This is a genomic window from Marinobacter sp. BW6 (genome assembly GCF_008107725.1).
Lineage (GTDB): Bacteria > Pseudomonadota > Gammaproteobacteria > Pseudomonadales > Oleiphilaceae > Marinobacter.
Genome location: NZ_VIRN01000054.1, coordinates 1 through 13,253 on the forward strand (window position 1 = coordinate 1; position 13,253 = coordinate 13,253).

Sequence of the window (13,253 nt, forward strand, 5' to 3'; positions counted from 1 at the left end):
TTTTGCCTGACGACCATAGCGGTCTGGAACCACCTGATCCCATCCCGAACTCAGAAGTGAAACAGACCAGCGCCGATGGTAGTGTGGCGTTGCCCATGTGAGAGTAGGTCATCGTCAGGCGCCTAATAGCCAAACCCCAGCATCCCCGATGCTGGGGTTTTTTATTGCCTGAAATTCGGTAAACCCCAAAACCATGACACTGCGCACAGTGACAAAATGTAACCAGGGGTACACTTCTGAAAAAGAACTGGCTAAAACAACATTAAAAATCGAAGCCAGCCTCAGAGACGCTCATCAGTCATCTTTAAATCAGCCGCCAACAATAAAAAGCGGCAGCGGTGAGATGTGACTATGAGTAAAACAATTCCCTCGCTTCTCCTCCTGCCTTTGCTGGTGCCCGGGGTTAGCGCTGAATTACGCCCGATTTCAGATCAACAAATGTCTGAAGTCACAGGGCAGGCCTTTGTATCGGTTGATCGCCAATACCATCCTGATGCCAACGACAATACCGCCTATACCCGGGTCAATCTTGGAATGGATATCGACATCCAGACCAACGTAGATGTCCTGGAAATGGGCCGTTACGAACGGGATGGTGAAAAGCCGGGCACCTCCGATGTCTATATTGAAGATTTTGCCCTTGGTTACATTAATAACCAGGCATACTTTGACGCCAACCCAAAAGCCCCGAAGCAGCGAAAGCCCGAAGGCGGCGCCTATGCCGAGGGTGAGATCGTTCCTTTCTCCATCCAGAATCCGTTCCTTGAGTTTGCCTTCGACGAACAGACTGAAGAAGTGGTCGGTTTCCGACTGGGATTCGGTGAATCCATGGGTGTTCTCTCCGGCAAGATTGAGACCCTGACCGGCAATGTGAACGTGGATATCATTGACCGCGGCGAAGGACTCTCCCAGGCGAACTCTTCCGGCAACCTGTTCGACCAACTGATTGTTCTCCTGACACCTCTGCTTGAGGGTGGCAGCCCGCTATCGACCAAAGCGGAGCTGGTTTATGGCGCCGAGGGTGATCCAAACATTGGCGAGCTGGATCCCATAAGAGCCGAGTACATTGGTATTCCAAATGGTGAGCGCTTCATTCTTGAGGGCGCTAGCGGTTTTACCCGCTGGTCGGTAAAGAATCTGATCGGCTGGGGGTCGAGTTCCCGGATCGAAGTTCCGGATTGTTCCTTTTTCAGCTGTTCAGGCGGTGACATCTATGTCTATGCCCAGGACTGCCTGGTATTGGGAATAGACTCTTGCTTTGACCTGGATATCTACAACAGCTTCCCGGTAGGAGAGGTCGGTGAGGTAAACGGCGAGCGCCGTATCACGGGGCCGGCAGACGGTGCGTTTATCTCTTTCCAGACCAAGGATCTCGATTGGCTGAAGGATGTAAAGAAAACAGACTTCACGCCCGAGGATTTCATTAAGGCAACCTCAGGCGCATTTTTCAATATTCCGAACGGCGCGACCGAGGTGAATCTCAACGAAGCCCTTTATGGTACCCCGCGTTACCGTACCGAATACATTGATCGCGGCAAGGGTCTATTCTGAGGAGCTCTTTATGAGATGGTTCAATTTCAGTCAGCTTCCTGTTTTCACGCGCCTCTTGCCGATGATCGCGGCTGTTCTGACGGTCCCAGTGCCTGTTGAGGCGGAACTTCAGGGCCTTTCGGAAACTGAAATGTCCTCGATTGATGGAGCCGGCATTGGCCTTGTACTGGAGAATTTCAAATTCTCCCATGGAACGGATCAGCCAGATGCCTCGGGAGAGCAGGCACGCATTTTCCGGATTGGCGGGATCAAAAGCACGGACGGTCGTGATGTCGATATTACGGTAAACCACCTCTACATCGCCGGGGCCAATAGCAACTACGGAGAGACTCTGGGCCCGGTCAATCTTGGGAGGCTCCTTAACCCGTGGAAAATCGATGTGGTGGATGGCAATGACATTGGTATCGCGAACAAGGCGGTGCTGGAGTTCGCAGCCAGTGCCATGGTCAATAGCGATCAGGGTTATGACTGCATGGACTCTGGGGCCAGTCCTGGCAGCGGCAACTGCTCGAGTCGCCCGGCGTCCTCTGGATACATCGGAGAGCGTGCGGATATTGGTATGCAGATGAACGTGGCGGTTGGTGACGACCGGTCTGCCAATATCAACATCCACGCAAAGAGTGCTGTCATCGATGGTAGCTATCTGCGCCTTTGGGGCGACAACGATCGGCGCCAGATGGTCGGCCAGTTCAAGCTCAATTTCTATTCCCCGGAACTTTCTATCAATGCCTGCACACAGGACGGCTCCACCTGCGGATCACGAATACTGATGAGCAATTTTGCGCTTGAGCTGGCGATTGGAAACCAGCTTCAGCCGGTATTCTTCGATGTTGATGGCAGTGGAAACTTTGAGCTGGAGGTGGCTGCGATTCGGCGTCCTATACCCGGCGAAATCGGCGCCGACGGTCTCAGGGGTAGCAGCGATGCCGAAGCCTGGGACTTCTACGAGTCCTATTACACCAATCCGGAATTTCGCGGCAATCTGAAGATCGGGAATTTCAGTGTTGGCGACCGTGACTTTGGCTCTGCCCGTGTACAGGGAATGCTGATACAGCATCTGAACATTAAAACGAGGGACCTGAGCCCATGATATCGATTCTGCGCAGAACGTCACTCGCTCTCACTGCTTTGCTGCTTCCACTGCCGACCTTTGCGGAACTCTCCCGTCTCGGTGATGAAGCGCTCTCGGGGATCTCGGGCCAGGGGGGGATCTACCTGTCTGGCGACATCAGTATTAATGAAATGGGTGGTCCGATTGAGAACAGCTATTTCGGACGCTGTGATGATGCCGACAGGAAGTGCGGTGCCCGCTTTGCATATCGTCTGAAAGAAAACGGGGGATGGATGGTTCTTGATGATATTCGCGGCAACTTCTCATTTGAGGGCCTAACACTCCGGGTCCGCACCGTTGATTCCGGATTCGGTGGCGATGGGGAGCTGTTCAATCGGGATGTTCTGGAGCTGGGGCTGCCCAATACCGTCCGGTTCAACGATGTTCAATTCAAGATCTCCTCCAGCAGTACGGCTCGGCCCACCGATCCCGGATTTCAGCAGACTGACATATTCTCTGTGGATATGCGGGGAGACGTTGTGATGGAAGGGAGCCTGCTCGTATTTCCGGCAGGTAATCCATAATCGTGAAGAGGGTGAGGGTTATGGGCGCTCCAAACAGCATCAAGCCATTTGCCTTGCTTGCCAACGGGTTGGTCTGCGTGATCATCGCCCCGTGGGTGGCCGCCGACATGAAAAGCCTGGACGATTCTGCGCTGTCGAACGTCAGCGGTCAGAGTGGCTTGTCTTTGGAACTGGATCTTGCCCTGACGGCAGATCGATTATCCTATTTCGACGATGGAAAAGGTATTCATCTTGAAGGCTTCCGTATCGGTTCAGCCATTGATCCTTCAGGTCAGGCATTTCATCTGATTCGGGTGGATATTGAGGCGGATGCGTCCCTTAATCTAAATTATTTGGTTGAAGACCGCAGAATCGAGTTCGGCGATATCCGGCTCGCCGGGGCACCCGGTGTCAGCATGGGGGGCATCTTCTTCGACCATTCTCTACAAGGGTATTTGAACATCAGACAGGGAGGCTTCGTTGGAGGGGCCGGCTATACGTTTGACTCCGCCTATACCATGACCGGTGGTCGTCTGGGGTATCGTACCAATGGTAATGAAGTTTTTCTGGACGATATCACCATGAACGTAGAGGCGCTGGGTGTAACGCTGGACGTGGTCGGCGACACTCTGGCCCTGAATGCGCCCAGGGTTACCGGTGATTGGGAGGTCGGCGCAATTCGTTACAGCAGTAACCCTCTAAACCATGGTGTATCCGTCGATTCTGGCGGCGGCCAGCTTTTGCCCAGTTATGGCAGCCTGAGTGGAAGCTATGAACTCTCTTCCAGCACGGGCATTACCGCCGGAGGGCGCTCCGGGGAGGGACTTCGAATCGATAACGAGACCGTTATACACTCGGCCTCCTTTTTATATAGGGATGACGGAAATGCTCTGGCCCTCAGAGACATCACCGGCGTCTATCGGATCAACGATCTAAGGGTCGATGTGGCGACCGATTGGCAGAATCGACCGGCCCTGGCCCTGACCCTTGGTTCCATGGATGGTGAATTCAGCATTGGCGCTATTGAGGTAGGCGGTGATGGCAAGAGCATTGGTCAGGTGAATGTCAGCTTTCTGCTTGAGGATCACGTGTTTGACGGCCGCAGCTATTCCAATGCGGTTTATCTGCAGGGGGGCGGACACCCTGACGCCGGCCCTCAGGGCTTGCGACTTGCGACGGAATGGAGTCTTCGGCTCGCCGATTTCAGCTACACGGAAGACGGGAACAGGGTGATCTTCAGCGGCCTGCAGTCCTGGGGGCAGGGCGATGTAACGGTCAATGTGACTCGCGATGGCGTCTCCAGCGGCACCGAGTTCTTCGATGGTCTTCGGATTGGTTTCGAGGATATCAGGGCCGGCTACCGGATCAACGGCCTGCGGGTAGGAAGTGATGATGCCCCCTTGCAGGGTGGTACAGAACTGCTGCTGGCACTGGGGTTCTATCCGGCTTATGAGTTCGAGCTTGATGGCCATATAACGCTTGGTGCAGGGGGGGCGTCAGGGGAGGGTATTACCATCAATTCTGATGTCAGCATTCGGAACGGAAAGGCCGCGATCATCGCGGTGCCCTATGATGAAGGTAATGGTGAGATTCCCCAGAAGGGCCTCTGGATTACCGAGCTGGATTATGACGCGCATGTGCGGGACATGACCGTTGATGTCACGCAGGAGGGGCTTGAGATTATCAAAGGCGAAGCCTGGAGCACCATGGACATCGGTAATCTGAGGATCGGCAACAAGGAATCCGGCCGGAGTTTCGGTCGTTTCGTGATTCAGAAATACGAAACTGGCAGCAGCATGACCGTCGTCCCGGGAGGAGCCGGTGATGTCTGTGCCGGTGGCATGGGTGATAGTCCATCCGCCTGCTCGGCCTCCGGGGGCGTCTGGGAGACCCGGGGTGAGGAAGGGCTGACGGTCCGCCTGAAGCAGGTGCTTGCCAAGGCCATCAATGAAGCCCGGAAAAACTCGCTGACCTGGGAAACCAACCGGCAAACCAGCGGTGTTGGTGGAGCCATAAACGGAACAGGGACGAGTCTCGTCCTGAACGATATCCATACCAGCGATGGTGGCGACTTCGATGGTGATGGCGTAGACGACAATTCGTTTGGGTTACGCACCGATCTTTCCGTGGATGTCTATCAAACCCGGGTTGTGAAAAAGGCGGACGGTCCGGATGCGATGGGAGTGGTTGGCAACCGGGGCGATGAAAAAATCATGGATGGTTCGTCCACTGCCGGTTACCGCTATGTCTCGAATCCAACCATCGCGGAAGCCGACAACAGGCCGCTCGGTTTTGCGGTGAAGGCGAGAAGCCAGTTCAAGGAACTCTCGATCAATACTATCGATTTGGTTCATCCCGTTGGCGGTGCTCAGACGGCCGTTTATGGCGTCAAAATGCAGAACTTTGATATCAAGGCCAACCTGACCGCAACCCCGATTCCCTGATCTGCCGGCCGGCGGCTCCCAAAGCCAGACTGCCGACTTTGTCTTTTTCCCTTCCCTGGTGTTTAATCCGGCCTTACACAATTTCATGGCTGGATGCGTCTTATGAAATCCAAAGCACTTATAGAGCTGCTCAGTGACGGTCAGGTTCACTCCGGAGCCGCCCTGGCCGAAAAGCTCGGGGTTAGTCGTACCGCAATCTGGAAGCAGATTCGTCGCGCGATGGAAGAAGGTGCTGACATTGCCACGATTCGCGGACGTGGTTATCAGCTGGTATCCCGGGTAGACCTGCTCGATCGGACACTGGTGCTTGGTGAAATTGCCTCCGGCCGGGAACAGGAGCTTTCACTCACAGTCCTCGACGAGGTTGATTCAACCAATGCCGAGGTGATCAGGCAGATTACCGAGGGAAGCAAAGGTATCCCGGTGGTTATTGCCGACTGCCAGACCTCCGGCCGCGGCCGACGGGGGCGCGTCTGGCAAAGCCCTCGGGGAGAAAACCTGTACCTCAGCATGGGGCTTACCTTCCACGGCGGCTTCGGCGTCCTGGATGGGTTGAGCCTGGTGCTCGGCGTTGCGGTGGCCAATGCCCTGGAACGACTGGGAGTGCCAGAGGTCGGACTCAAGTGGCCAAATGATATTTTTCTGCCGGACGGCAAGCTTGGCGGCATCCTGGTGGAGCTACAGGGCGAGTTGGAGGAGGGGGTGGTGCAAGTGATTGCGGGCATTGGACTGAATGTACACATGTCCCGGGCCGACGGCGTCGATCAACCCTGGAGCAGCCTCGCCAGGGCCTGCCCGGAAGTCGATTGGTCTCGGAGCCAGATTGGAGGTGCGATTATCGATGCGGTATTTGATGCCGTGGCCCGGTTCTCCGATATCGGGTTTGCGGATTTTCGAGAGTCCTGGCAACGTCGCGATGTGTTTATGGGACAATCGCTCAAGGCCCGGGGCGGTGATGTGGAAGGTGTCGGCTGCGGTATTGATGAAGCCGGAAACTATCAAATCCGGACCGAAAACGGGGTTGTTCCCGTGCGCGCAGGGGAAATCAGTCTGCGAGTGACCAAATGAATCTGTTTATTGATGCAGGCAATACCCGCCTGAAATGGTGTCTCGCAAACCAAAATGAGGTTCTGGCCTCAGGCACCGGCTCTCTCGACGACGAGAACCCTTTAAGCTCAGCGGGCGAACGGATCGGACAGGTGGAGGCTGTGGCCATATCCACCGTCGCGTCTGAAGAAAGGCGAAGTAATTTGGCCGGCTCCATTGCAAAGCTTTGTCAGGCGCCGGTTCGCTTTCACTGGTCCGAACGGGCTCGGAATGGCCTCACAAACGCCTACCAGGATGTCTCGAGAATGGGGGCCGATCGGTGGCATGCCATGTACGGTGCCTGGCTCGATCACAAGCAGGGCTTTGCGGTGTTGGATGCAGGCAGTGCCGTTACTGTCGATTACGTTGATCGGCATGGTAAGCATATGGGTGGGTATATTCTTCCCGGTCTGCAGATGATGTTGCGGAGTCTCCGGACCGATGCCGCGCGGATATGGTTCGATCCTGATCAGGGGCTGGCAACGGATCCGGGCAAGAGTACCGGAGAATGCGTGAACCATGGTCTTGCCTGGCTGTCTGCCGCGATGATTGAGCGGGTGATTGCTGATGCCCGAAAACTGTCACTGTCTGAGGTGCTGGTAACTGGTGGCGACGCGGACCGCCTTATCGGTCTTGGCCTGCCCGGCATTTCTCGCCCGGAGCTGGTGTTATCGGGCCTTCGTGCAATTCATGCCGAGGAAGCCTCCGGATGAGGTGGTTGGCGTTGGTGCTGGTTTTGGTCAGTATTGCTATCTATTACCTGCCGGACTTCGTAGGGCCATCGGGCAGCATGACCAGTGTCGCCAGTGGCAGCTTGCCAAGGGTGGCCAGCCTCAAATCGCCGTCGCCGGAAGAGTCTGGTGGCGGGGTCGGTGAACCAGCCGGCGAATCCGAGATGTCCTGTGTTCGCCTCGGATGGATAGAAACCGCGGAGCGCGCCCGAAGACTGGTGGACAGTCAACCTCTTGCGGACGAAACAGGTTTCAGGGTTGAAGAAGTCGAAAGAGAGTTGGCACCCCTGCATTGGGTTCTTATTCCACCGCAGCCCGAGGCTGTCGCCTTGCGTCAGTTTAGTGACATTCAGAGGCAGGGAATCGACTCGTACCTGGTCACCGAGGGCGAAAACCGCAATGCCATTTCGCTGGGGCTGTTTGAGTCTCGCGAATCTGCAATATCCGTGCTGGAAGAAAAAAAACGTCAGAATCTTAATGCGGTACTGGTCAACTTCCCCCGAAATCAGATAAGCTACGCGCTCTCTTTTGAGGCTGAACCGGAACTCGCTGAAGAACTGGTTCGGGCGGTGAAAGTGGATTACGGCAGCAATTTTGATTTCGTTGAAATCAGGCCTTGTGAAGGTGTTGCAACGCCAGAAAAAAATCCGTAGTATACCGCCCTCGCTGACGAGGCGAATGTGAGCTGGCGTAGCTCAGTTGGTAGAGCAGCTGACTTGTAATCAGCAGGTCGGGGGTTCGATTCCGTCCGCCAGCTCCACTTTAAGTTTTGACGGATTTGCTTTGGCAAATCCGACTCGGAGGGGTTCCCGAGTGGCCAAAGGGATCAGACTGTAAATCTGACGGCATCGCCTTCGCAGGTTCGAATCCTGCCCCCTCCACCACTAATTGCTCGCGGGCATCGTATAGTGGCTATTACCTCAGCCTTCCAAGCTGATGACGCGGGTTCGATTCCCGCTGCCCGCTCCAATTTGTTTGCATTGCTCATGTAGCTCAGTTGGTAGAGCACACCCTTGGTAAGGGTGAGGTCGGCGGTTCAAATCCGCCCATGAGCTCCATTATTTATCCGGTCAACGTCACGATCCTGGTTGATTAGGGAGATTGGTCAAATGTCTAAGTCTAAGTTTGAACGTAATAAGCCGCACTTGAACGTAGGCACCATTGGTCACGTAGACCATGGTAAAACCACTTTGACTGCTGCCCTGACCCGTGTATGTCACGAAGTTTGGGGTACAGGGTCTGCGAGTGCATTCGACCAGATCGATAACGCACCGGAAGAGAAGGCTCGTGGTATCACGATCGCGACATCTCACGTTGAGTACGATTCTCCGAACCGTCACTACGCACACGTAGACTGCCCTGGCCACGCTGACTATGTGAAGAACATGATCACTGGTGCGGCGCAGATGGACGGCGCGATCCTGGTTTGCTCCGCAGCTGACGGCCCCATGCCGCAGACTCGCGAGCACATCCTGCTGTCCCGTCAGGTTGGTGTACCTTTCATCGTGGTGTTCCTGAACAAGGCGGACATGGTAGACGATGAAGAGCTGCTTGAGCTGGTTGAGATGGAAGTTCGTGACCTGCTGAGCCAGTACGACTTCCCGGGTGACGACACTCCGATCATCACCGGTTCCGCGCTGATGGCGCTGGAAGGCAAAGACGACAACGAGATGGGTACTACCGCTGTCAAGAAGCTGGTAGAAGCTCTGGATGACTACATCCCTGAGCCGGAGCGTGCGATTGATCAGCCGTTCCTGATGCCGATCGAGGACGTCTTCTCCATCTCCGGTCGTGGTACTGTTGTGACTGGCCGTGTTGAGCGTGGCGTTATCAAGACCGGTGACGAAGTGGAAATCGTTGGTATCAAGGATACCGTGAAGACTACTTGTACTGGTGTTGAGATGTTCCGCAAGCTGCTGGACGAAGGTCGTGCTGGTGAGAACATTGGCGCGCTGCTGCGTGGCACCAAGCGTGACGACGTTGAGCGTGGTCAGGTTCTGGCGGTTCCGGGTTCGATCACTCCGCACACCAAGTTCGAGTGCGAAGTGTACGTACTGTCCAAAGAAGAAGGCGGTCGTCATACTCCGTTCTTCAAGGGCTACCGTCCGCAGTTCTACTTCCGTACCACCGACGTAACCGGTTCTTGCGAACTGCCGGAAGGTGTGGAAATGGTTATGCCGGGTGACAACGTCAAGATGAGTGTTACCCTGATTGCTCCGATCGCCATGGAAGATGGCCTGCGCTTCGCGATTCGTGAAGGCGGCCGTACCGTTGGTGCCGGCGTAGTCTCCAAGATCATCGAGTAATTGACTCGAAAGTAAGTGCGCTGAGTTGTTTCGGTGCAGGCCAGTAGCTCAATTGGCAGAGCAGCGGTCTCCAAAACCGCAGGTTGGGGGTTCGATTCCCTCCTGGCCTGCCATTTTTTAACATCCGGATACATAAGTTGATTCCTATGGAGTCAAAAGCCGTTCAGTCAGCCAGCCGTTTCGATTTCCTGAAGTGGCTGGTTGTTTTCGTTCTGATCGCCATCGGTGTGGTGGGGAATCAGTATTTTAGTGCCGAGTCTCTGCTATATCGGGTTCTGGCTCTTGTAGGTCTCGCCATTGTGGCGGCGCTTGTTGCTCTCCAAACCGACCGTGGTCGTCGTTTCGCGACGCTATTGAAGGAAGCGAGAGTAGAGATCCGGAAAGTGGTATGGCCCACCAGGCCTGAGCTCGTGCAGACCACAGCGATTGTTGTTGTGTTTGTGCTGGTTGTGGCTCTGTTGTTGTGGGGTATGGATTCGCTGATCAGCTGGCTGGTCGCCGGGTTTATCGGTTAACAGGAGTGGGCAATGGCTAAGCGCTGGTACGTCGTTCATGCGTATTCTGGCTTTGAAAAGCAGGTAATGCGCACTCTCAGGGAGCGCGTTGCGCTTCATGAGATGGAAGACCGTTTCGGCGAAATCCTGGTTCCGACCGAGGAAGTCGTTGAGATGCGAGAAGGGAAGAAGCGCAAGAGTGAGCGCAAGTTCTATCCCGGGTACGTACTGGTCCAGATGGAAATGGACGATGCGACGTGGCACCTTGTGAAGAATACCCCGCGTGTTCTTGGCTTTATTGGTGGCACCAAAGATAAGCCTGCACCGATCACCGAGAAGGAAGCAGAAGCCATCCTTCGTCGTGTTGAGAGTGGTGCCGATAAGCCCAAGCCGAAGACTCTGTTCGAGCCGGGTGAGGTTGTTCGCGTTGTTGAAGGTCCCTTTGCGGATTTCAATGGTGTGGTTGAGGAAGTTGACTACGACAAGAGTCGGGTCAAGGTTGCTGTTTTGATCTTTGGGCGTTCAACTCCGGTAGAGCTGGAGTTTGGGCAGGTCGAAAAAGACTGAGTAGTAACGAAAAAGCTGAAAGCTCGCGCGCTCAAGCGACGCGGGCTTTTTGTGTCTGCTCTTAGCAGTTGTAAAAAACCGGGGAGCCGGAAGGCGTTTGAACCCATAGGAGATCTATCATGGCAAAGAAGATTGAAGCGTACATCAAGCTTCAGGTTGCTGCCGGTAAGGCCAACCCGAGTCCCCCCGTTGGTCCTGCACTGGGTCAGCGCGGCGTAAACATCATGGAATTCTGTAAGGCGTTCAACGCCCAGACCCAGGACATGGAACCTGGTCTGCCGATTCCTACTGTGATTACTGTGTACAGTGATCGCAGCTTTACCTTTATTACCAAGACGCCGCCTGCGCCGGTTCTTCTTCTGAAGGCTGCTGGTATCAAGAGTGGCTCGGGTCGTCCGAATACTGAGAAAGTCGGTACCGTGACCCGTGAGCAGCTTGAAGAGATTGCCAAGACCAAAGAGCCGGATCTGACTGCAGCCGATATGGACGCAGCGGTACGTACCATTGCAGGAACAGCCCGCAGCATGGGCCTGAACGTGGAGGGCCTGTAACATGGCAAAGCTGAGCAAGCGTCAGAAGCTTATTCGTGAAAAGGTAGACTCTACCCGTTCCTACTCTGTTGACGAGGCAGTTGCACTGCTGGTTGAGCTGGGCCAGAACGTGAAGTTCAAAGAGTCTGTCGACGTAGCCGTTAACCTGGGCGTTGACGCACGTAAATCCGACCAGGTGGTTCGTAGCAGCACTGTTCTGCCCCACGGCACCGGCAAGACCGTTCGCGTTGCTGTGTTTACCCAGGGCGCCAATGCTGAGAAAGCAACGGCTGCTGGTGCAGACATTGTAGGCATGGACGATCTGGCGGACGAAGTTAAGAAAGGCAACATGGATTTCGACGTGGTTATCGCCACTCCGGACGCCATGCGTGTTGTTGGTCAGCTGGGCCAGATTCTTGGTCCCCGTGGCCTGATGCCGAACCCGAAGGTGGGTACTGTGACTCCTGACGTCGAGACTGCGGTCAAGAACGCCAAGGCCGGTCAGGTTCGTTACCGCACCGACAAGAACGGCATTATCCACGCTCCGCTGGGTAACGTTGAATTCTCTGCGCAGAACATCAAGGAAAACCTTGAAGCTCTGGTAGCAGATCTGAAAAAGGCCAAGCCGTCGTCGGCGAAAGGTGTGTATCTCAAGAAGATCACCGTTTCCTCGACTATGGGTCCTGGCCTGACTATCGATCAGAGCGGTCTCGCTATTTGATCCTTTGATCGGTGGTTACTTTGTAGTCTGGGCGGAAGCCAAGGCTGTCAAAGACCGCAGGCCCCCGAAGCACTTTCGGTTTGACTGGAAGTGCTGCAAGGGTTAAAGCAACGCCTGCGCAGACGGTGTGAAGACGTTCTCTCTGAACCCAAACACCGTTAGGAGCCCCGTGAGGGGTATATGTGGGTTTGCCGGGAAGACCCGGCGAAATCGAGGAGAAATCCAGTGGCAATTAGACTCGAAGACAAGAAAGCGATCGTCGCTGAAGTCAACGAGACTGCCGGTGGTGCTCTGTCTGTGGTTATGGCTGACTACCGTGGTGTTACCTCTGGTGACATGACGGCGCTTCGTGCCAAGGCTCGTGCCGAAAACGTGCGTCTGAAGGTTGTTCGTAACAACCTGGCGAAGATCGCGATTCGCGGTACCGAGTTCGAGTGCATCGACGAAGCTCTGGTCGGCCCGACCATTTTGGCATTCTCTATGGAAGATCCGGGCGCGGCAGCGCGTCTGCTGAAGGATTTTGCCAAAGAGAAAGAAGCGTTCGAGATTAAAGGACTGGCCGTCGGCGGAGAGCTGATGGGTGCAGACCAGATCGATCGTCTTGCCAAGCTGCCAACACGTCACGAAGCGCTGACAATGCTGGCCGCAGTAACACAGGCACCGATCACCAAGCTGGCACGGACACTGAACGAAGTTCCTTCGAAAGTGACTCGTGCTGTAGCGGCAGTTCGCGACCAGAAGCAAGAAGCTGCTTGATTCTGTTGAACACCATTTTTTATATTTTTGGGAGAAAGTCATGGCTCTGTCTAACGAAGACATTTTGAACGCAATTGCTGAAATGAGCGTAATGGACGTTGTTGCGCTGGTTGAAGCAATGGAAGAGAAATTCGGTGTTTCTGCCGCTGCGGCCGTTGCTGCTGCGCCGGCTGCTGCTGGTGGTGGCGAAGCCGCTGCGGAAGAGCAGACCGAGTTTGACGTTGTACTTACCGGTCCTGGTGAGAAGAAAGTAAACGTAATCAAGGCCGTTCGTGAACTTACCGGCCTGGGTCTGAAAGAAGCTAAGGAAATGGTCGACAGCGCTCCTTCCGTTATCAAGGAAGCAGCTAGCAAAGACGACGCTGAAGAAGCCAAGAAGAAGCTCGAGGAAGCAGGCGCTTCTGTTGAGCTCAAGTAAGAGTCGGCTGTTGATCGAAACCGTGCGATAAGCAT

At 54.9% G+C, this 13,253-nt stretch carries 15 protein-coding genes, 5 tRNA genes and 1 rRNA gene; all 21 read left to right on the plus strand.

All coding sequences use genetic code 11. The features are described 5' to 3' along the window. The first annotated feature begins 5 nt into the window (after positions 1-5). The 21 genes from rrf (at position 6) to rplL (ending at position 13,218) form a co-directional block, all read left to right on the plus strand. Positions 6-120: ribosomal RNA gene (rrf, locus tag FMN52_RS04750) — 5S ribosomal RNA — on the plus strand. A 73-nt stretch (positions 121-193) separates the two neighbouring features. Continuing rightward, positions 194-349, plus strand: coding sequence for a hypothetical protein (locus tag FMN52_RS19745; protein ID WP_153245339.1), 156 nt, complete (start codon positions 194-196; stop codon positions 347-349). A gap of 89 nt (positions 350-438) precedes the next feature. Further along, on the plus strand, positions 439-1,551 hold the full coding sequence (locus tag FMN52_RS04755; RefSeq protein ID WP_240339396.1) for a hypothetical protein: 1,113 nt from the start codon (positions 439-441) through the stop codon (positions 1,549-1,551). A 10-nt stretch (positions 1,552-1,561) separates the two neighbouring features. Continuing rightward, positions 1,562-2,641 carry a hypothetical protein gene (locus FMN52_RS04760; protein WP_148607552.1) on the plus strand — a complete coding sequence of 360 codons (1,080 nt, stop codon included), beginning with the start codon at positions 1,562-1,564 and terminating at the stop codon, positions 2,639-2,641. Next, positions 2,638-3,186 (plus strand): hypothetical protein, encoded by a 549-nt coding sequence (locus tag FMN52_RS04765; protein ID WP_148607553.1) that lies wholly within the window; start codon positions 2,638-2,640, stop codon positions 3,184-3,186. The genes FMN52_RS04760 and FMN52_RS04765 overlap by 4 nt, the downstream gene beginning before the upstream one ends. A 20-nt stretch (positions 3,187-3,206) precedes the next feature. Continuing rightward, entirely contained in the window at positions 3,207-5,609 is a 2,403-nt protein-coding gene (locus tag FMN52_RS04770; protein WP_148607554.1) for a DUF6160 family protein, read from the plus strand. A 102-nt stretch (positions 5,610-5,711) separates the two neighbouring features. Next, positions 5,712-6,677: a biotin--[acetyl-CoA-carboxylase] ligase gene (locus tag FMN52_RS04775; protein WP_148607555.1), complete on the plus strand. Its 966-nt coding sequence runs from the start codon at positions 5,712-5,714 to the stop codon at positions 6,675-6,677. Beyond that, positions 6,674-7,408 carry a type III pantothenate kinase gene (locus tag FMN52_RS04780; protein ID WP_148607556.1) on the plus strand — a complete coding sequence of 245 codons (735 nt, stop codon included), beginning with the start codon at positions 6,674-6,676 and terminating at the stop codon, positions 7,406-7,408. The genes FMN52_RS04775 and FMN52_RS04780 overlap by 4 nt, the downstream gene beginning before the upstream one ends. Beyond that, positions 7,405-8,079, plus strand: a complete 675-nt coding sequence (locus FMN52_RS04785; protein ID WP_240339397.1) for a hypothetical protein — start codon at positions 7,405-7,407, stop codon at positions 8,077-8,079. The genes FMN52_RS04780 and FMN52_RS04785 overlap by 4 nt, the downstream gene beginning before the upstream one ends. A 31-nt stretch (positions 8,080-8,110) precedes the next feature. After that, a tRNA-Thr gene (locus tag FMN52_RS04790) sits at positions 8,111-8,186 on the plus strand. A gap of 39 nt (positions 8,187-8,225) precedes the next feature. Next, positions 8,226-8,310 (plus strand) — tRNA-Tyr (locus FMN52_RS04795). Positions 8,311-8,320: 10 nt separating this feature from the next. Continuing rightward, a tRNA-Gly gene (locus tag FMN52_RS04800) sits at positions 8,321-8,395 on the plus strand. A gap of 13 nt (positions 8,396-8,408) precedes the next feature. After that, positions 8,409-8,484 (plus strand) — tRNA-Thr (locus tag FMN52_RS04805). Positions 8,485-8,535: 51 nt separating this feature from the next. After that, on the plus strand, positions 8,536-9,732 hold the full coding sequence (gene tuf, locus FMN52_RS04810) for an elongation factor Tu (RefSeq protein WP_008174851.1): 1,197 nt from the start codon (positions 8,536-8,538) through the stop codon (positions 9,730-9,732). A 37-nt stretch (positions 9,733-9,769) separates the two neighbouring features. Continuing rightward, positions 9,770-9,845 (plus strand) — tRNA-Trp (locus FMN52_RS04815). A gap of 33 nt (positions 9,846-9,878) precedes the next feature. Next, positions 9,879-10,247 carry a preprotein translocase subunit SecE gene (secE, locus tag FMN52_RS04820; RefSeq protein WP_064228582.1) on the plus strand — a complete coding sequence of 123 codons (369 nt, stop codon included), beginning with the start codon at positions 9,879-9,881 and terminating at the stop codon, positions 10,245-10,247. Between the two features lie 12 nt (positions 10,248-10,259). Next, positions 10,260-10,793, plus strand: a complete 534-nt coding sequence (gene nusG, locus FMN52_RS04825; RefSeq protein WP_088558168.1) for a transcription termination/antitermination protein NusG — start codon at positions 10,260-10,262, stop codon at positions 10,791-10,793. A 119-nt stretch (positions 10,794-10,912) separates the two neighbouring features. Further along, a complete protein-coding gene (rplK, locus tag FMN52_RS04830; RefSeq protein ID WP_008174831.1) occupies positions 10,913-11,344 on the plus strand; it encodes a 50S ribosomal protein L11 in 432 nt (143 codons plus the stop codon). Between the two features lies 1 nt (position 11,345). Then, positions 11,346-12,044, plus strand: coding sequence for a 50S ribosomal protein L1 (gene rplA / locus FMN52_RS04835; protein ID WP_088829385.1), 699 nt, complete (start codon positions 11,346-11,348; stop codon positions 12,042-12,044). A 225-nt stretch (positions 12,045-12,269) separates the two neighbouring features. Further along, complete coding sequence (rplJ, locus tag FMN52_RS04840) at positions 12,270-12,800, plus strand: 50S ribosomal protein L10 (RefSeq protein WP_064228578.1); 531 nt, start codon at positions 12,270-12,272, stop codon at positions 12,798-12,800. A gap of 40 nt (positions 12,801-12,840) precedes the next feature. After that, positions 12,841-13,218 carry a 50S ribosomal protein L7/L12 gene (gene rplL / locus FMN52_RS04845; protein ID WP_008174836.1) on the plus strand — a complete coding sequence of 126 codons (378 nt, stop codon included), beginning with the start codon at positions 12,841-12,843 and terminating at the stop codon, positions 13,216-13,218. Positions 13,219-13,253 lie beyond the last annotated feature (35 nt).